The following is an 18,606-nucleotide window of genomic DNA, read 5'->3' on the forward strand; positions in this document are numbered from 1 at the left end:
CGCCATGAGCCGAGCATTCGTCAATGAGGATCGGGCTGCCGACCAGACCGACCCGCCGATCGAGCGGCGCATCGACACCCAGCCCAACTATGTCACCGCCCATGGCCTGCAGCAGCTGCAGGAGCGGCTGGCGGCGAGCACCCAGGCGCTGGGCGCGGAACAGGCGCGCGGCGAACAGGCGGACAAGCAGCGCCTGGCGGAACTCGAGCGCGACCTGCGCTACCTGCGCCAGCGGGTCCGCAGTGCGCAGCTGGTGCCGCCGGCGACCTCGCGCGACCAAGTACAGATCGGCAGCCGGGTGGCCTTCGCCGATGCCCGCGGCCACGAGCACGAGGTGCAGCTGGTCGGCGAGGATGAAGCCGATGCCGCCGCGGGCAAGATCAACTGGAACTCGCCACTGGGCCGCGCGCTGCTCGGCGCCGCCCCCGGCGACGAGGTGGTCTGGCGGCGCCCGGCGGGCGATTGCCTGATCGATATTCTCGAAATCATCCCGCAACGCCCGTAGCGGCCGACCGCCGCGTCAGGAGTGCGCGGCGCAGTCCACGCACAGCTCGGCCGCCGGCAGCGCGGCCAGGCGCGCCGGCGCAATGGTCGCGCCACAAGCGGTGCAGATGCCGTAGCGCCCCTCGGCCAGACGCGCGCGGGCATGCGCCACTTCCTGCAGACCGCGCTCGGCCTCGGCCAGCAGGGAGCGCAGCACATCATCGTTCTGCCGCTCCACGGCCTGCTCCGGGAAGCTCGACGAATGCGGGCTGAGCAGATTGCGGCGAATCGCCTCGGCGCGCTGGGTGTACTCGGCCGCCAGGGCGTCGAGGACGGTACGGGGATCGGCAATGGCGGTCATCTCGAGCACTCCGGCAGTCGATAGTGCTTTACAGTCTGGTTGCTTCTGACCGCTTTGCAGTGACGTCGATCAACTAATCGTCGGCAGCCGAGGCGCAGAATCGACCGTTGCCGTTAGGCGCACAGACGCAACAAACGGCAGCTATACTCATGCGTTTACTCACTAGGGATGGGCGACAGCTTGCAGCCAGTACGTCCCTCTGCCGCAAACAAGCCAGGGAACCGGCAACATGACCGAGCATGCAGAGCTCAGCAGTGATCGCCTCAAGCAGCATTTCGCCCAGCGGGTGCTCCACCAAGCCCGCCAGGTGCTGGAACTCTGGCAGCGCCTGCAGCACAGCGCCTGGAGCAGCGTCTACCGGGACGAACTGCTGGCAGCCAACCAGCGCCTCGGCCAGTGCGCCGAGCGCTTCCAGCAACCGCTCCACGCCCAGTTGGCCAGTGCCATCGAGCAATGTCTGCAGGCCGTCGAGGCCAACCGCGGGCGCCTCAACAGCGCGCTGATCGGCGAGCTCGACAGCCTGATGCAGCGTCTGGCGCGCAGCGGCCTGCGCCAGGGCGATGGCAGCGACCCGGGCATCCTCAGCCTGCTGCGCAAGCCGATCTACCTGGCCCTGCTGGATGGCGAGCGCAGCGAGCGCCTGGCCCGTCAGCTGGAGTTCTTCGGCTTCACCGCGCTGCCGCTGGACAGCGCCGAAGCCTTCCGCAAGGCGCTGCGCCAGCGCCACCCCGCCGCCATCGTCATGGAAGTCGACTTCGCCGGCAACGGCGGCGGCCTGCAACTGGCCGAAGAGGCCCAGCAGGGCCTCGAGCACAAGCTGCCAGTGCTGTTCTTCAGCGAGCAGGAGGCCGATACCCGCACGCGCCTGGCCGCGGTGCGCGCCGGCGGCGAGGACTTCTTCAGCGGCAGCCTGGATGCCTCGACCCTGCTCGAGCGTCTCGAGGACCTGACCCGCCTCACCCAGACCGAACCCTACAAGGTGCTGATCGTCGACGACTCGCGGGCGCAGACCACCTTCACCGAACGCATGCTCAACAGCGCCGGGATCATCACTCGCAGCCTCACCGACCCGATCCAGGTGATGGCCGCGCTCGGCGACTTCCAGCCCGACCTGATCATCCTCGACATGTACATGCCCGAGTGCCTGGGCACCGAGCTGGCCAAGGTGATCCGCCACCACGAGCGCTACGTCAGCGTGCCGATCATCTACCTGTCCGCCGAGGACGACATAGACAAGCAGCTCGACGCCATGGGCGAGGGCGGCGACGACTTCCTGACCAAGCCGATCCAGGCGCGCCACCTGATCGCCACCGTGCGCAACCGCGCGGCACGCGCGCGCAACCTCAAGGCGCGCATGGTGCGCGACAGCCTCACCGGGCTGTACAACCACACCCACATCCTCCAGCTGCTCGAGGATGCCCGCGTGCGGGCGCGCCGCGACCAGCAGCCGCTGTCCTTCGCCATGCTCGACATCGACCACTTCAAGCAGGTCAACGACCGCTACGGCCATCCGATGGGCGACCGGGTGATCAAGAGCCTGGCGCTGTTCCTCAAGCAGCGCCTGCGCAAGAGCGACCATATCGGTCGCTACGGCGGCGAGGAGTTCGCCGTGGTCCTGCCGGACACCGACGCCGCCACCGCCGCACGGGTGCTCGACGACATCCGCCGGCGCTTTGCCGAGATCCACTTCCCGGCCCAGCCGCAGGACCTGAGCTGCTCGTTCAGCTGCGGCATCGCCGAACTGCACGGCGAACAGGAGGCCAAGGCGCTGGCCAGCCATGCCGACGAGGCGCTGTACCGCGCCAAGCATGCCGGCCGCAACCGGGTGGAGACCTTCACCAGCTCGCTGCGCCACCTGCACGAGGCGCTGGCCTGAGCCACTCGCAGCCCCGAACACGCGGCGATAAAAAAACGGAGCCCGAGGGCTCCGTTCTTTCATGCCGCCAACCGATCAGGCCAGCTTCTTGTAGCGCACCCGGTGCGGCTGGGCGGCCGCGTCGCCGAGGCGCTTCTTGCGGTCGGCCTCGAACTCGGTGTAGTTGCCTTCGAAGAAGTACACCTTGGCGTCGTCCTCGTAGGAGAGGATGTGGGTGGCGATGCGGTCGAGGAACCAGCGATCGTGGGAGATCACGATGGCCGCGCCGGGGAAGTCGAGCAGCGCCTCTTCCAGGGCACGCAGGGTTTCCACGTCGAGGTCGTTGGACGGTTCGTCGAGCAGCAGCACGTTGCCGCCCTGCTTGAGGGTCAGCGCCAGGTGCAGGCGACCGCGCTCACCGCCGGAGAGGTCCTTGACGAACTTCTGCTGGTCGCCACCCTTGAAGTTGAAGCGGCCGACGTAGCCACGCGAGGGCACCTCGTAGTTGCCCACCTTGATCATGTCGAAGCCGTCGGAGACCTGCTCCCACACGGTCTTGCTGCCGTCGAGGTTTTCGCGGCTCTGGTCGACGCTGGCGATCTGCACGCTCTCGCCGATGTCGATGGTCCCGGAATCCGGCTGTTCACGACCGAGGATCATGCGGAACAGGGTCGACTTGCCCGCGCCGTTGCCGCCGATCACCCCGACGATGGCGCCCTTGGGCAGGCTGAAGCTCAGATCGTCGATCAGCTGGCGGTCGCCGTAGCCCTTGCACACGCCGTTGAACTCGATGACCTTGTCGCCCAGGCGCGGACCGGCCGGGATGTAGATCTCGTTGGTCTCGCTGCGCTTCTGGAATTCCTGCGACTGCATTTCCTCGAAGCGCTGCAGACGCGCCTTGGACTTGGCCTGGCGGGCCTTGGCGCCCTGGCGCACCCATTCCAGCTCGGCCTTCATGGCCTTGGCGTGGGAGGCTTCCTGCTTGGACTCCTGGGCCAGACGGGCGGCCTTGGATTCCAGCCACTGCGAGTAGTTGCCCTCGAAGGGGATGCCCTGGCCGCGGTCGAGCTCGAGAATCCAGCCGGCGACGTTGTCGAGGAAGTAGCGGTCGTGGGTGATCGCCACCACGGTGCCGGGGAAGTCGTGGAGGAAGCGCTCCAGCCAGGCCACCGAGTCGGCGTCCAGGTGGTTGGTCGGTTCGTCCAGCAGCAGCATGTCGGGAGCCGACAACAGCAGGCGGCACAGCGCCACGCGGCGCTTCTCGCCACCGGAGAGGTGCTCGATCCTGGCGTCCCAGGCCGGCAGGCGCAGGGCGTCGGCGGCGACTTCCAGCTGGCGCTCGAGGTTGTGGCCGTCGGAAGCCTGCAGGATCGCCTCCAGCTTGGCCTGCTCGGCGGCCAAGGCGTCGAAGTCGGCGTCCGGCTCGGCGTAGGCGGCGTACACGGCGTCCAGGCGGGCCTGGGCGTCCTTCACCTCGCCCACCGCCTCCTCGACGATGTCACGCACGGTCTTTTCCGGATCGAGCTGCGGCTCCTGGGGCAGGTAGCCGATCTTGATCCCCGGCATCGGCCGGGCTTCACCCTCGAACTCGGTGTCCACGCCGGCCATGATGCGCAGCAGGGTCGACTTGCCCGAGCCGTTCAGGCCGAGCACGCCGATCTTCGCGCCGGGGAAGAACGACAGGGAGATGTCCTTGAGAATCTGGCGCTTCGGCGGCACGACCTTGCCGAGCCGATGCATGGTGAAAACGTATTGAGCCATGACGAACCTGAGTGGTTGACGATACGGATGGGCGAGGCGGCGACTGCGGCGGCCAATGGCTTGGCCTGCCGGCGCCTCGCGCGCGTGGCGCAAAGCTACCCGAAATGCGCCATGCAGGGCAAACCGCGGGGACTGGCGGAGCGCCTGTCGCGCGACGCAGCAGATGAGGGCCGCTTGTCCGCCGCTTGATCGCCATTCATGTGCCAGTGCCGCAGCATTCGGGTAGAATATCGCGCTTGATTCCCCCCTTATTCGCCCTGCTCCCCAGAGGACCGCCATGTTCAGCCGTGATTTGACCCTCGCCCGTTATGACGCCGACCTGTTTGCCGCCATGGAGCAAGAAGCCCAGCGCCAGGAAGAGCACATCGAGCTGATCGCCTCGGAGAACTACACCAGCCCGGCGGTGATGGAAGCCCAGGGCAGCGTGCTGACCAACAAGTACGCCGAAGGCTACCCGCACAAGCGCTACTACGGCGGCTGCGAGTACGTCGACATCGTCGAGCAGCTGGCCATCGACCGCGCCAAGGAGCTGTTCGGCGCCGACTACGCCAACGTCCAGCCGCACGCCGGCAGCCAGGCCAACAGCGCGGTATTCCAGGCGCTGGTCAAGCCGGGCGACACCGTGCTGGGCATGAGCCTGGCCCACGGCGGTCACCTGACCCACGGCGCCAGCGTCAACTTCTCCGGCAAGATCTACAACGCCGTGCAGTACGGCCTCAATCCGGAGACCGGCCTGATCGACTACGACGAGGTCGAGCGCCTGGCCGTCGAGCACCAGCCGAAGATGATCATCGCCGGCTTCTCCGCCTACTCGCAGGTGCTGGACTTCCCACGCTTCCGCGAGATCGCCGACAAGGTCGGTGCCTACCTGTTCGTCGACATGGCCCACGTGGCCGGTCTGGTCGCCGCCGGCGTCTACCCGAACCCGGTACCGTTCGCCGACGTGGTCACCACCACCACCCACAAGACCCTGCGCGGTCCGCGCGGCGGCCTGATCCTCGCCAAGGCCAACGAAGAGATCGAGAAGAAGCTGAACTCCGCCGTGTTCCCGGGCGGCCAGGGCGGCCCGCTGATGCACGTGATCGCCGCCAAGGCGGTGTGCTTCAAGGAAGCGCTGAGCCCCGAATTCAAGGCCTACCAGCAGCAGGTGGTGAAGAACGCCCAGGCCATGGCCGAAGTGTTCGTCGAGCGCGGCTTCGACGTGGTTTCCGGCGGCACCCAGAACCACCTGTTCCTGCTCTCGCTGATCAAGCAGGACATCACCGGCAAGGACGCGGACGCCGCCCTGGGCCGCGCCTTCATCACCGTCAACAAGAACGCCGTGCCGAACGACCCGCGCTCGCCGTTCGTCACCTCCGGCCTGCGCATCGGCACCCCGGCCGTGACCACCCGCGGCTTCGGCGAGACCGAGTGCCGCGAGCTGGCCGGCTGGATCTGCGACATCCTGCAGAACATGGGCGACGAGTCGGTGATCGACGCCGTGCGCGAGAAGGTCAAGGCCGTCTGCGCCAAGCTGCCGGTGTACGGCAACTAAGGCTCACGCGCTGCACTGAAGAAACCCGGCCTCGGCCGGGTTTCTTTATTGTCCCTCCCCGGATCAGCGCCGAGGCCAACCCGCATTCCTTCCGCCACGATCAGTTGCCCGACGCGCAGGATGACCTTCGGCAACGAGTCGTGCCCGGCTTGGTTTACAGTTCCCAAAATAACAACGGAGTATCTCCATGCCTGACCAGTCCCGCGAGCGCCGCCGCTTCCAGCGCATACCCTTCGATGCCGACATCGAGTTGTTGCAGGGCCTGCAGCGCTGGACGGTCAAACTGCACGACCTGTCCCTCAAGGGCCTGCTGGTCAACCGCCCAGCCGGCTGGGAAACGCAGGCCAATACTGCGATCCACGCCAGCCTCCAGCTCGGCCCGAATGTCGAGGTGCTTATGACGGTGGCGCTGGCCCACGAGAATGACGACATGCTCGGCTTCTACTGCCGAGAAATCGATCTCGATTCGATCACCCACCTGCGCCGACTCATCGAGCTGAACCTGGGCAGCAGCGACCTCCTGGAGCGCGAACTCAGCGCCTTGGTGCACGGCTAAGACACAGTCGCTACTCGAACAACGCATCCAGCGCCTGCTCCAGGCGAGTTACTGCGACCACGCTCAGACCCGGCGGTGCCTCCTTGGGCGCGTTGCCCTTGGGCACGATGGCGCGCTTGAAGCCGTGCTTGGCGGCCTCCTTGAGGCGCTCCTGGCCGCTGGGCACCGGGCGGATCTCGCCGGACAGGCCGATCTCGCCGAACACCAGCAGGTCGTGGGGCAGCGGCTTGTTGCGCAGGCTGGACATCACTGCGGCGAGCAACGCCAGATCCGAAGCGGTCTCCAGCACCTTGACCCCGCCGACCACGTTGAGGAACACGTCCTGGTCGTAGGTGGGGATGCTGCCGTGGCGGTGCAGCACGGCCAGCAGCATGGCCAGGCGGTTGGGGTCTAGCCCTAAGGTGACGCGACGCGGGTTGGCCATGTGGCTGGTGTCGACCAGCGCCTGCACCTCCACCAGCATCGGCCGCGAGCCCTCCCAGGTGGCCATCACCACGCTGCCCGGCACCTCCTCCTGGGCGCGGGTGAGGAAGATCGCCGAAGGGTTGCTGACTTCCTTGAGGCCGCGGTCGGTCATGGCGAACACGCCCAGCTCGTTGATCGCACCGAAGCGGTTCTTCACCGCGCGCAGCAGGCGCAGGCGGCCGTCCGACTCACCCTCGAAATACAGCACGGTGTCGACCATGTGCTCGAGCACCCGGGGACCTGCCAGCGCGCCCTCCTTGGTGACATGGCCGACCAGGAAGATCGCCGTGCCGCTCTGCTTGGCGAAGCGCACCAGCAGCGCCGCGCTCTCGCGCACTTGGGCGACGCCTCCGGGCGCCGACTGCAGCTGCTCGGTGAAGATGGTCTGGATCGAGTCGATCACCATCACCCGCGGCTGCTCGTGGCGGGCGGTGGCGATGATGGTTTCGATGCAGGTCTCGGTCATCACCTTGAGCTTGTCCTCCGGCAGACCCAGGCGCCGCGCGCGCATGGCCACCTGCTGCTGCGACTCCTCGCCGGTGACGTACAGCGCCGGCATGCGCTGGGCCAGGCTGCACAGGGTCTGCAGCAGGATGGTCGACTTGCCGATGCCCGGGTCGCCGCCGATCAGCACTACCGAGCCGTCGACCAGGCCGCCGCCGAGCACGCGGTCCAGCTCGCTGGAGGCGGTGGAGAAGCGCGGCGTCTCCTCGACGCTGACCTCGGCCAGGGTCTTGACGTTGGCCTGCTGCCCGGCCCAGCCACCGCGTCCGGCGGGCGTCGCCGAACTCTCCAGCACGGTTTCCACCAAGGTGTTCCAGGCGCCGCACTCGCCGCACTGGCCGGCCCATTTGGGGAAGGTCGCGCCGCACTCGGTGCAGCCGTAGATGCGCTTGGCCTTGGCCATGGAGAACTCCTCGGGCGGAAAAGCCCCGATGATAGCGCCCCGCCCCGCCCGTCGCTCGCCGTGACGCCGGCGCCCGGTGAGCTAGGATGATTGGGACAGTCCTCTCGGGAGTGATCGCCATGCCCCTCGAACACCATCCGCTGAACCGCGAATTTCCGGAATACCACCAGGCCTTGCGCGAGCTGCACGCCAGTGACGGCCAGTTCGCCCAGATGGCCCTGCATTACGAGACCTTGGACAAGCGCATCTACGCGGTGGAGGACGGCCGCGAGGCCCTCGACGACCTCACCCTGCAAGCCCTGAAGAACGAACGGGTCCAGCTCAAGGACCAGATTGCCGAGCGCCTGCGCAAGGCCAATGGCGGCTGAACCGCCACGCCGCGCATCTGTCCAATCGCCCGGGCCGGTTACACTGACCGGCCAGTCGCAACCACAGGGAGCGTCCCATGAGCATTCTGCAGGAATTCAAGACCTTCGCCGTCAAGGGCAACATGATCGACATGGCCGTCGGCATCATCATCGGCGCGGCCTTCGGTAAGATCGTCTCGTCGCTGGTCGGCGACGTGATCATGCCGCCACTGGGCATCATCATCGGCGGGGTGGACTTCTCCGACCTGGCCGTCACCCTCAAGGCCGCCGAAGGCGAAGCGCCGGCGGTGCTGCTGGCCTACGGCAAGTTCATCCAGACCATCATCGACTTCGTGATCATCGCCTTCGCCATCTTCATGGGCATCAAGGTGATCAACAAGCTCAAGCGCGAGGAGGAAGCCGCCCCGGCCGCACCACCGGCGCCCACCAAAGATCAGGAGCTGCTCAGCGAAATCCGCGACCTGCTCAGGGCGCAGCAGAACAAGTAGGCCAGCAGCACAACGCACAACGGCGCCCCTCGGGCGCCGTTGTCGTTTCCGGCCTTGTTGAGCCATACCCCCAGATGGTGTGAAAACGTCGCGAGCGCAGGTCAGGCAAGGCCTCGGCGGCCCCGCGAAATCGGCTGAGGAAGCGGAGTTTGCTGGCTGCAAATGAGCATTCCGAAGCCGATTGACTCGCTGCGCTCGCCCTGCGGGCCAGCCTCCGGCTGTTACTCCGCTTCGCTCCGTTGCAACGCAGCATGAGCAAGCGCAGCAGTTTTCACGCCATCTGGGCCGGCGGCTTGAGCAGCAGGCGGCTCACCCTGCGCTCCTTGACCTCGATCACCCGCAGCTGCCAGCCGGCGAACTCCAGGGCATCGCCGATCACCGGCAGGCGGTCGAGCAGGCTCAGGGTCAGGCCGGCGAGGGTCTGGTAGTCGTCGGTCGGCCGCGCCTGGAAGCCCAGCCGCTCGCGCAGCAGGCTGAGGTTGAGCGCGCCGCTGACCTTGTAGCCCTCGGCGCAGGACTCGATGTCCGGCCCTTCCACCTCGCTGGCATCCGGCAATTCGCCGGCGATCGCCTCGAGGATGTCGGTGAGGGTCAGCAGGCCCTGGAACTCGCCAAACTCGTTGACCACGAAGGCCACGTGGGTCGAGGCCTGGCGCATCTGCTCGAGGGCGTTGAGCACCGAGCAGCTGTCCGGCAGGTTGAGCGGCGCGCGCAGCAGATCCTCGATGTGCGGCTGCGCGCCGCGCAGCAGCTCCTTGAACAGCTCCTTCTTGTGCACGTAGCCCAGCGGCTCGTCCACCGCGCCGCCGCGCAGCACCAGCAGCCGCGAGTGCGGCGACTCGAGCAGGACCCGCTGGATCTGCTCCGGCGCAGCGTCCAGATCGACATGGTCGACCTCGTGGCGCTCGGTCATCGCCGTGCGGATCGAGCGCTCGGCCAGGTGCAGCACGCCGCTGATCATCACCCGTTCGCGACGGTCGAACAGCTCGCTCTCGCCGGCGGCGGCACCGTCGAGCATGTCGGCGATCTCCTCGCCGACCTCGTCGGGCTGCACCTTGCCACCGAGCAGGCGCAGCACCGCATGGGCGGTGCGCTCGCGGTGGCTGCGCTCGCCCTGCAGGCTGCGCTTGCGGCGAAAGCGCGCCAGCTGGTTGAACACCTCGATGAGGATCGAGAAGCCGATGGCCGCGTACAGGTAGCCCTTGGGAATGTGGAAGCCAAAGCCCTCGGCGGTCAGGCTGAAACCGATCATCATCAAGAAGCCCAGACACAGCATGATCACCGTCGGCCGCGCGTTGACGAAGGCGGTCAGCGGCTTGCTCGCCACCATCATCAGGCCGATGGAGATCATCACCGCGATCATCATCACCGACAGCTGCTCGACCATGCCCACCGCGGTGATCACCGCATCCAGCGAGAACACCGCATCGAGCACCACGATCTGCGCCACCACCGGCCAGAACTGCGCGTAGGTGCGGCTGCCAGCGCTGTGCTGAGCGTGGCCCTCGAGGCGCTCGTGCAGCTCCATGGTGGCCTTGAACAGCAGGAACACGCCGCCGAACAGCATGATCAGGTCGCGTCCGGAGAAACTCTGGCCGAGCACCTCGAACAGCGGGCTGGTCAGGGTCACCAGCCAGGCCATGCTGGCCAGCAGGCCCAGGCGCATCAGCAGCGCCAGCCCCAGACCGATCAGCCGCGCGCGGTCGCGCTGCTCGGGCGGCAGCTTGTCGGCAAGGATGGCGATGAACACCAGGTTGTCGATGCCCAGCACGATTTCCAGGACGATCAGGGTCAGCAACCCCATCCAGGCCGTCGGATCGGCGATCCATTCCATAACAGTCAGACTCTCTCAGGGATGCAACGCACGCGCAGCCGCACGCCAACGGCCAGATGGCCGGCGTGCCGAAGACGGGCGGATACAGGGAAGGCAGCCACGCAGGAAGCGCGCCGCGCAGCAGGCAAGGCAGGGGGGAAGGCCGCACGCGGGGCAAAGGCCACGGGCGGCTGACAACTATCGCTGTCCATCGACAACCATCAACAGGGAACAGGCCGGCGATGATAAGGCCTGTCGTGTATCGGTTTCATGAAAAAACGTAACCAGTTTTATGACGGGACGACGCATCACCAGTAGTTCTCCACCGCTAGCTGCCCCGGCCGCCGGCTCAGACTGAGCTGCATGCCGCGCAGTTTCAGGCGCTCGTGCAGCTCCTCGACCATCGCCGGGTTGCCGCAGAGCATCAGCCGCGAATGCTCGGGATCGAGCGTCAGCCCGGCAGCGCGCTCCAGCTCGCCGCTGTCGAGCAGCGCGGTGATGCGCGCATGCAGGCAACCGGGCACCTGTTCGCGGGTCACCACCGGCAGGTAGACGAGCTTGTCTGCCACCCCCTCCAGCCACTCGCGCCGGCCCAGCTCGACGATCAACGGCTGATAGGCCAACTCGGCGGCCGTGCGCACGCTGTAGGCCAGCACGACGCGCTCGAAACGCTGCCACACCTCGAGATCCTGGAGGATCGACAGGAAGGGCGCGACGCCGGTACCGCTGGCCAGCAGCCACAGGTCGCGGCCGTCGGGGAAGCGCTCGACGGTGAGATAGCCGTAGGCCTGGCGCTCCACCAGCAGCTCGTCGCCCACCGCCAGCTGCTTCAGCTCGCTGGTGAACTCGCCGTCCGGTACCACGATGGAGAAGAACTCGAGGAACTCGTCGTGGGGTGCAGAGACCATCGAATAGGCGCGCCAGGCGATGCAGCCGCTGGCCTTGCGCACGCCGAGGCGGGCGAACTGGCCGGCACGGAAACGAAAACCCGGATCGCGCGTGCAACGCAGGCTGAACAGGCTCGGCGACCAGCGCCACACCTCGAGCAGGCGCTGGCGGGTGAACTTCTCCTCGCTGACCGTCATACTGGCCTCCCTCTGCTGCCGCGGCCGGTGCTGCGGCAGGGCCTCCTTCATATAGCGCAAATCGCCCACCCATGCCCCAGTTCGTCACCCCCTTCGCCAGCCTCGACCTGCTGCGCCAGCCCGAGCAGCGCCACGACCCGCTGCAGGCCTTCGACGCCGCCGACGAATACCTGCTCGAGCACCTGCACCAGCAGGGCCTCGCCGCGGGCAGCCGCGTGCTGCTGCTCAACGACGGCTTCGGCGCCCTGGCCTGCGCCCTGGCGCCCCATGCCACGGTGGTCAGCAGCGGCGACTCGTTCCTCGGCGCCCTGGCGCTGCACAAGAACCTGGCGCGCAACGGCCTGGCGGCGGACGCCGTGCGGTTCGTGCCGGCCAATGCGTGCGCAGAAGGGCCGTTCGACGTGGTGCTGATCCGCGTGCCGAAGACCCTGGCACTGCTCGAGGAACAGCTGATCCGCCTGCACGGCCAGCTCGCCCCCGGCGCGCGGGTGATCGCCGCCGGCATGGTCAAGCACCTGCCGCGCGCCGCCGGCGAGCTGCTCGAGCGGTACGTCGGTCCGGTGCAGGCCTCGCTGGCGGTGAAGAAGGCGCGCCTGCTCAGCGCCCCCCCCGAGGACAAGCCGGCCCCGCAGTCGCCCTACCCGACCCGCTACCAGCTGGACAGCCCGCCGCTGCAGCTGGTCAACCACGCCAACGTGTTCTGCCGCGAGGGCCTGGACATCGGCACCCGCGCCTTCCTGCCGCACCTGCCGGTGGGCCTGGGCGAGGCGCGGGTGGCGGACCTGGGCTGCGGCAACGGCGTGCTGGCCATCGTCAGCGCACTGGACAACCCCCACGCGCAGTACCTGCTGCTCGACGAGTCGTTCATGGCCATCCAGTCTGCGGAAGCGAACTGGCGCGCGGCGCTGGGCGAGCGCCCGGTGGAGCTGCGCGCCGCCGACGGCCTGGCCGGCCAGCCGGCCGACTCGCTGGACGTGGTGCTGTGCAACCCGCCGTTCCACCAGCAGCAGGTGGTCGGCGACTTCCTCGCCTGGCGCATGTTCAAGCAGGCGCATGCCGCCCTGCGCCACGGCGGCGAACTGTGGATCGTCGGCAACCGCCACCTCGGCTACCACGCCAAGCTCAAGCGCCTGTTCCGCGAGGTCGAGCAGGTGGCGGCGACGCCCAAGTTCGTCATTCTCAAGGCGCGCAAGGGCTGAGCGCGCCGAACGAACCGCAGCGTCTCCCGCTCCCTGTGGGAGGCGCGCCCTCGCGGCGATGCGGATCGCAGGCCCGCCCCAAGGTCAAACACATCGCCCCGAGGTCGGGCCTCCCACAAGAGCGCAGCGACAGCTCCGCCACTGGGCAAAATTTCATCAGCCGGCCGCCGCTGGTATGATGCGCGCCTGCTGTTCCGGGCCCCCGCCCGGCTATTCCGATTGATGGCGACCGCGTTCGCCCTGCACTCCCACGAGCGACCGATGCCCCAGCTTGATCCGACCCCGTACGCCGCCCAGCTTGCCGAGAAGAAGGCCCGCCTGCAGACCCTGCTGGCGCCGTTCGACGCCCCCGAGCCGGAGGTGTTCGACTCGCCCGGCGAGCACTACCGCCTGCGCGCCGAGTTCCGCCTGTGGCGCGAAGGCGAGGATCGCCACTACGCCATGTTCGCCGCCGGCGACAAGCACACGCCGATCCTGCTCGAGGACTTCCCGGTCGCCAGCCAGCGCATCAATGAGCTGATGCCCCGCCTCAAGGCCGCCTGGGCCGACCCGGTGATCGGCTTCAAGCTGTTCCAGGTCGAATTCCTCACCACCCTGGCCGGCGATGCGCTGATCACCCTGTGCTACCACCGTCCGCTCGACGACGCCTGGCGGGTGGCCGCCGAGCGCGTTGCCGCCGCGCTGGGCGTCAGCCTGATCGGCCGTTCACGCGGCAAACGCATCGTCATCGGCAAGGACTATGCCGAGGAAGAGCTGCTGGTGGCCGGACGCCGCTTCCGCTACCGCCAGCCGGAGGGCGCCTTCACCCAGCCCAACGGCATCATCTGCCAGAAGATGCTCAACTGGGCCGTCGAGGTGCTCGGCGAGCGCGACGACGACCTGCTCGAGCTGTACTGCGGCAACGGCAACTTCACCCTGCCGCTGTCCACCCGCGTGCGCAAGGTGCTGGCCACCGAGATCAGCAAGAGCTCGGTCAACGCCGCGCTGGCCAACCTGGAAGGCAACGGCATCGACAATATCGAGCTGGTGCGCCTGTCCGCCGAGGAGCTGACCCAGGCGCTCAACGAGGTGCGCCCGTTCCGCCGCCTGGCCGGCATCGACCTCAAGGGCTACCAGTTCGGCAGCGTGTTCGTCGACCCGCCGCGCGCCGGCATGGACCCGGACACCTGCGAGCTGACCCGCCGCTTCGAGCGCATTCTGTACATCTCCTGCAACCCGGAGACCCTGGCCGCCAACCTCGCCCAGCTCAACGACACCCACAAGATCGTGCGCTGCGCCCTGTTCGACCAGTTCCCCTGGACCCACCACATGGAAAGCGGCGTGCTGCTGGAGCGGCGCTGAGCCCGCGACAGACGCCACAACAAACCGCAGCAGCCGGCCCCGGCGCCCCATGGCGATGCCGAGGGCCGCTGTGCTAGCTTGATCCGGATAACAACATCAGGAATACCCCCATGGCCGCAGCCACTCCGGCGCTGGAAATCCGCAACCTGCACAAGCGCTACGGCGATCTCGAGGTACTCAAGGGCATCTCGCTGACCGCCCGCGACGGCGACGTCATTTCCATCCTCGGTTCCTCCGGTTCCGGCAAGTCGACCTTCCTGCGCTGCATCAACCTGCTGGAGAGCCCGTACCAGGGGCAGATCTTCGTCGCCGGCGAGGAGCTCAAGCTCAAGCCGGGCAAGGACGGCGCGCTGGTCGCCGCCGACAACCGACAGATCAACCGCCTGCGCAGCCAGCTGGGCTTCGTGTTCCAGAACTTCAACCTGTGGCCGCACATGAGCATCCTCGACAACATCATCGAGGCGCCGCGCCGCGTGCTGGGCCTGAGCAAGGTAGAGGCCACCGAGCGCGCCGAGGCGTTGCTGGCCAAGGTCGGCATCGCCGACAAGCGCCACAGCTATCCGACCCAGCTGTCCGGCGGCCAGCAGCAGCGCGCGGCCATCGCCCGCACCCTGTGCATGGAGCCCAAGGTCATCCTGTTCGACGAGCCGACCTCGGCCCTCGACCCGGAGATGGTCCAGGAAGTGCTCAACGTGATCCGCGCGCTGGCCGAAGAGGGCCGCACCATGCTGCTGGTCACCCACGAGATGAATTTCGCCCGCCAGGTGTCCAGCGAAGTGGTGTTCCTCCACCAGGGCCTGGTCGAGGAGCAGGGGCCGCCGGACCAGGTGTTCGGCAACCCGGCCTCGGAGCGCTGCCGTCAGTTCATGTCTAGCCTCAAATAACAACTCGGCCGACGCGCCTGCGCCGCGGCCGGGCGACGGAAAGCCACTCAAGGAGCCCTACCCATGAAAATCCGCAACTCGCTGCTGGCCTTTGCCGCAGCCCTGGTCTTCGCCACCCCGGCGCTGGCCGCCGACAAGCTGCGCATCGGCACCGAAGGCGCCTACCCGCCCTTCAACCAGATCGACGCCAGCGGCAACGTGGTCGGCTTCGACGTCGAGATCGCCAAGGCCCTGTGCGTGAAGATGCAGGCCGAGTGCGAGATCGTCACCTCCGACTGGGACGGCATCATCCCCGCACTGAATGCCAAGAAGTTCGACTTCATCGCCGCCTCCATGTCGATCACCGACGAGCGCAAGCAGGCGGTGGACTTCACCGATCCCTACTACACCAACAAGCTGCAGTTCATCGCGCCCAAGTCGGTCGACTTCAAGACCGACGAGGTCAGCCTGGAGGGCAAGGTGATCGGCGCCCAGCGCGCCACCATCGCCGGCACCTGGCTGGAGGACAACCTCGGCGACGTGGTCGAGGTGAAGCTCTACGACACCCAGGAGAACGCCTACCTCGACCTCGCCTCCGGTCGGGTGGACGGCGTGCTGGCCGATAAGCTGGTCAACTGGGAGTGGCTGAAGAGCGACGCCGGCAAGGACTTCGAATTCAAGGGCGAGCCGGTGTACGACGACGACAAGATCGGCATCGCCGTACGCAAAGGCGACGACGCCCTGCGCGAGAAGCTCAACGGCGCCCTCAAGGCGATCGTCGAGGACGGCACCTACCAGCAGATCAACGACAAGTACTTCCCCTTCAGCATCTACTGAGCCGGTAGCGGCGCGTCGTCCCGGCGGCGCGCTGCCGACAAACCATGATTCCTGACCTTCAAGGCTTCGGGCCGGCGCTGGCCGCCGGCACCTGGATGACCATCAAACTGTCCGTCGCTGCCGTCAGCGTCGGGCTTGTCCTCGGCCTGCTCGGCGCCCTCGCCAAGACCTCGGGGCACCTGGCATTGCGCCTGCTCGGTGGTGGCTATACCACCTTGGTGCGCGGCGTGCCGGAAACCCTCTGGGTGCTGATGATCTACTACGGCACGGTGAGCGGCCTCAATGCCTTCGGCGCGCTGTTGGGCTACCCCGAACTGGCCCTCAATCCGTTCGCCGCCGGCACCCTGGCGCTGGGCCTATGCTTCGGCGCCTACGCCAGCGAGGTGTTCCGCGGCGCGCTGCTGGCCATTCCCAAGGGCCAGCACGAGGCGGGCCAGGCGCTCGGCCTGTCGGGCCTGTGGATCTTCTGGCGCATCACCCTGCCGCAGCTGTGGCGCACCGCCCTGCCCGGCCTTGGCAACCTGTACATGATCCTGCTCAAGGACACCGCGCTGGTGTCGCTGATCTCGCTGGAGGAAATCATGCGCAAGGCGAGCGTCGCCTCCAACGCCACCAAGGCGCCCTTCACCTTCTACATGAGCGCCGCGGCCATCTACCTCGGCCTTACCGTGATCGTCATGCTGGTCCTGCATCAGCTGGAAAAGCGCGCCGGCCGCGGCATCGCGAGGAATGAGCTATGAGCGGCTGGGAACTGCTGGTCAAATGGACCCCGAAGATGCTCGACGGCGTCGCCCTGACCCTCGAGCTGGTGGCGATCGCCGTGGTCGCCGGGCTGATCGTCGCCCTGCCCCTGGGCATCAGTCGCGCCTCGCGGCACTGGTACGTGCGCGCGCTGCCCTCGGCGTACATCTTCTTCTTCCGCGGCACGCCGCTGCTGCTGCAGCTGTTCATCGTCTACTACGGCCTGGCCCAGTTCCCGGCAGTGCGTCAGAGCGTGCTATGGCCGTTCCTGCGCGACCCGTACTGGTGCGCACTGCTGACCATGACTCTGCACACCGCGGCCTACATCGCCGAGATCATGCGCGGGGCGATCCACGCCGTGCCGGTCGGCGAGGTGGAGGCGGCCCGCGCGCTGGGCATGTCCAGACGCCAGGCGCTGTGGCACATCATCCTGCCGCGCGCCGCGCGCATCGGCCTGCCGGCCTACACCAACGAAGTGATCCTGATGCTCAAGGCCAGCGCGGTGGTCTACACCGTGACCCTCTACGACATCATGGGCATGGCCAAGACCATCAGCGCGCGCACCTACGAGCAGATGTTCTTCTTCGTCTTCGCCGGGGTGCTCTACCTGATCATCACCATCGCCCTGACCTGGATCTTCCGCGGCATCGAGCGCTGGCTGCGGGTGGACGCGGCGCGGGCGCGCTGAGGCTGGCCGTGCCCGACATTCTCCATGGCCCCCTGCTGGGCCAGCGCTTTGCCGTGCTGGATGCCTTCCTGCTCGCGCACCAGGCGCTGTGGCGCGAAAAGCCGTTCGTCCAGCGCACGTTGGGCTGGGAGGCCGCTCACCCCGCACTGGCCGGCTGGCTGCGCGGCCGCAGCCTGGAGCAGGCCGAGGCGGTGCACAACCATCCCGAACAGCTGCGGGACGCTCCGGCGCCCTTTGCCGAGCTGGCCGCCCGCAGCGCCGAGCTGGCCGCGGTCGGCCCGCTGCCGGCCAGCGCGCTGGCCAGCCTGCCGGCGTCGTTCAGCGTCGACGTGCCGGGGCGCAAGTGGCAGCAGATCGACGCCTTCGCCGCCAGCCTGGACTTCCGCCAGCCGGTCCGCCACTGGCTCGACTGGTGCGCCGGCAAGGGCCACCTCGGCCGCCGCCTGGCCCATGCCGGTACGCCGCTGACCTGCCTGGAATACGATGCCGCGCTGGTCGCCGACGGCCAGCGCCTGAGCCGGCGCCTGGCGCTGGACGCCCGGCACCTCGAGCAGGACGTGCTGGACGCCAGCGCCGAAGGCTGCCTGCTCGGCGAGCACACCCCGGTGGCCCTGCACGCCTGCGGCGCGCTGCACATGCGCCTCCTGCAGCTGGCCAGCCGCAGCGGCTGCCGCCAGCTGGCGGTGGCGCCGTGCTGCTACAACCGCATCGACGCAGAACGCTATGCCCCGCTGTCGCAGGCCGCCCAGGCCTCGACGCTGCACCTGGGCCGCGATGACCTCGGCCTGCCGCTGCAGGAAACCGTCACCGCCGGCAACCGGGTGCGCCGCCAGCGCGACCACTCGATGGCCCGCCGCTTGGCCTTCGACAGCCTGCAGCGGGAGCTGCGCGGGGTGGACGCCTACCTGCCGACTCCCTCGCTGCCGCCGGCCTGGCTGCACAAGCCGTTCGCCGACTGGTGCCGCGATCTGGCCGCGCTGAAGGGATTGCCCGAGCCGGGCGAACGGAACTGGGCCGCGCTGGAAGCCGCCGGCTGGCAGCGCCTGGCCGAGGTGCGCAATCTGGAACTGGTGCGCGGCCTGTTCCGCCGCCCGCTGGAAGTGTGGCTGCTGCTCGATCGCGCCCTGTATCTCGAAGAACAGGGCTATGCGGTGCGCCTCGGCACCTTCTGCGACTACCGCCTGACCCCGCGCAACCTGTTGCTGCTGGCCGAGCGCGACTAACCGTCAGAAACGCAAAAGGCGCCCGCAAGGGGCGCCTT

General features: G+C 67.8%; 18 protein-coding genes. 13 read left to right on the forward strand and 5 right to left on the reverse strand.

All coding sequences use genetic code 11. The annotated features are described in order from the left end of the window. Nucleotides 1-4: 4 nt before the first annotated feature. Nucleotides 5-505, forward strand: coding sequence for a GreA/GreB family elongation factor (locus BMZ19_RS06400; protein ID WP_090308588.1), 501 nt, complete (start codon nucleotides 5-7; stop codon nucleotides 503-505). Between the two features lie 15 nt (nucleotides 506-520). Here the strand turns inward: BMZ19_RS06400 and BMZ19_RS06405 are convergent, their stop codons facing one another. Next, the gene (locus BMZ19_RS06405) at nucleotides 521-844 is read right to left on the reverse strand and encodes a TraR/DksA C4-type zinc finger protein (RefSeq protein ID WP_090308591.1); all 324 of its coding nucleotides are present in this window, start codon (nucleotides 842-844) and stop codon (nucleotides 521-523) included. 229 nt (nucleotides 845-1,073) lie between these two features. On the opposite strand from BMZ19_RS06405, the gene BMZ19_RS06410 reads away from it, so the two are divergent. Continuing rightward, nucleotides 1,074-2,720 carry a response regulator gene (locus BMZ19_RS06410; protein WP_090308594.1) on the forward strand — a complete coding sequence of 549 codons (1,647 nt, stop codon included), beginning with the start codon at nucleotides 1,074-1,076 and terminating at the stop codon, nucleotides 2,718-2,720. A gap of 75 nt (nucleotides 2,721-2,795) precedes the next feature. Here BMZ19_RS06410 and ettA read toward each other — a convergent pair whose 3' ends face one another. Next, nucleotides 2,796-4,460: an energy-dependent translational throttle protein EttA gene (gene ettA / locus BMZ19_RS06415; protein WP_090308598.1), complete on the reverse strand. Its 1,665-nt coding sequence runs from the start codon at nucleotides 4,458-4,460 to the stop codon at nucleotides 2,796-2,798. Between the two features lie 277 nt (nucleotides 4,461-4,737). Here ettA and glyA point away from each other — a divergent pair, with 277 nt between their 5' ends. Next, nucleotides 4,738-5,994 (forward strand): serine hydroxymethyltransferase, encoded by a 1,257-nt coding sequence (gene glyA, locus BMZ19_RS06420; RefSeq protein ID WP_090308601.1) that lies wholly within the window; start codon nucleotides 4,738-4,740, stop codon nucleotides 5,992-5,994. Nucleotides 5,995-6,181: 187 nt separating this feature from the next. After that, nucleotides 6,182-6,550, forward strand: coding sequence for a PilZ domain-containing protein (locus BMZ19_RS06425; protein WP_090308604.1), 369 nt, complete (start codon nucleotides 6,182-6,184; stop codon nucleotides 6,548-6,550). Between the two features lie 10 nt (nucleotides 6,551-6,560). Here the strand turns inward: BMZ19_RS06425 and radA are convergent, their stop codons facing one another. Next, nucleotides 6,561-7,922, reverse strand: a complete 1,362-nt coding sequence (gene radA / locus BMZ19_RS06430; protein WP_090308606.1) for a DNA repair protein RadA — start codon at nucleotides 7,920-7,922, stop codon at nucleotides 6,561-6,563. A 119-nt stretch (nucleotides 7,923-8,041) separates the two neighbouring features. Here radA and BMZ19_RS06435 point away from each other — a divergent pair, with 119 nt between their 5' ends. Together BMZ19_RS06435 and mscL are read left to right on the forward strand one after the other, a co-directional pair. Next, nucleotides 8,042-8,290 (forward strand): HP1242/YdcH family protein, encoded by a 249-nt coding sequence (locus tag BMZ19_RS06435; protein WP_090308609.1) that lies wholly within the window; start codon nucleotides 8,042-8,044, stop codon nucleotides 8,288-8,290. A gap of 77 nt (nucleotides 8,291-8,367) precedes the next feature. Continuing rightward, nucleotides 8,368-8,778 carry a large-conductance mechanosensitive channel protein MscL gene (gene mscL / locus BMZ19_RS06440; RefSeq protein ID WP_090308612.1) on the forward strand — a complete coding sequence of 137 codons (411 nt, stop codon included), beginning with the start codon at nucleotides 8,368-8,370 and terminating at the stop codon, nucleotides 8,776-8,778. Nucleotides 8,779-9,049: 271 nt separating this feature from the next. Here the strand turns inward: mscL and BMZ19_RS06445 are convergent, their stop codons facing one another. Further along, on the reverse strand, nucleotides 9,050-10,612 hold the full coding sequence (locus BMZ19_RS06445) for a TerC family protein (RefSeq protein ID WP_090308615.1): 1,563 nt from the start codon (nucleotides 10,610-10,612) through the stop codon (nucleotides 9,050-9,052). A gap of 287 nt (nucleotides 10,613-10,899) precedes the next feature. Next, nucleotides 10,900-11,676: a ferredoxin--NADP reductase gene (locus BMZ19_RS06450; protein ID WP_090308617.1), complete on the reverse strand. Its 777-nt coding sequence runs from the start codon at nucleotides 11,674-11,676 to the stop codon at nucleotides 10,900-10,902. A 71-nt stretch (nucleotides 11,677-11,747) separates the two neighbouring features. Here BMZ19_RS06450 and BMZ19_RS06455 point away from each other — a divergent pair, with 71 nt between their 5' ends. From BMZ19_RS06455 to BMZ19_RS06485, 7 genes are all read left to right on the forward strand, one after another. Beyond that, a complete protein-coding gene (locus tag BMZ19_RS06455) occupies nucleotides 11,748-12,875 on the forward strand; it encodes a methyltransferase (protein ID WP_090308620.1) in 1,128 nt (375 codons plus the stop codon). A gap of 261 nt (nucleotides 12,876-13,136) precedes the next feature. Continuing rightward, nucleotides 13,137-14,216 (forward strand): tRNA (uridine(54)-C5)-methyltransferase TrmA, encoded by a 1,080-nt coding sequence (gene trmA, locus BMZ19_RS06460; RefSeq protein ID WP_090308623.1) that lies wholly within the window; start codon nucleotides 13,137-13,139, stop codon nucleotides 14,214-14,216. Nucleotides 14,217-14,326: 110 nt separating this feature from the next. Continuing rightward, a complete protein-coding gene (locus BMZ19_RS06465) occupies nucleotides 14,327-15,100 on the forward strand; it encodes an ABC transporter ATP-binding protein (protein ID WP_090308624.1) in 774 nt (257 codons plus the stop codon). 63 nt (nucleotides 15,101-15,163) lie between these two features. Next, on the forward strand, nucleotides 15,164-15,916 hold the full coding sequence (locus BMZ19_RS06470) for an ABC transporter substrate-binding protein (protein WP_090308627.1): 753 nt from the start codon (nucleotides 15,164-15,166) through the stop codon (nucleotides 15,914-15,916). Between the two features lie 44 nt (nucleotides 15,917-15,960). After that, nucleotides 15,961-16,656, forward strand: coding sequence for an ABC transporter permease (locus BMZ19_RS06475; protein ID WP_090308630.1), 696 nt, complete (start codon nucleotides 15,961-15,963; stop codon nucleotides 16,654-16,656). After that, nucleotides 16,653-17,345 (forward strand): ABC transporter permease, encoded by a 693-nt coding sequence (locus tag BMZ19_RS06480; RefSeq protein WP_090308634.1) that lies wholly within the window; start codon nucleotides 16,653-16,655, stop codon nucleotides 17,343-17,345. Before BMZ19_RS06475 ends, BMZ19_RS06480 begins: the two co-directional genes overlap by 4 nt. Nucleotides 17,346-17,347: 2 nt before the next feature. Continuing rightward, the gene (locus tag BMZ19_RS06485) at nucleotides 17,348-18,568 is read left to right on the forward strand and encodes a methyltransferase (RefSeq protein ID WP_090309165.1); all 1,221 of its coding nucleotides are present in this window, start codon (nucleotides 17,348-17,350) and stop codon (nucleotides 18,566-18,568) included. Nucleotides 18,569-18,606 lie beyond the last annotated feature (38 nt).

Origin of the sequence: Pseudomonas linyingensis, assembly GCF_900109175.1 — a bacterium.
Lineage (GTDB): Bacteria > Pseudomonadota > Gammaproteobacteria > Pseudomonadales > Pseudomonadaceae > Geopseudomonas > Geopseudomonas linyingensis.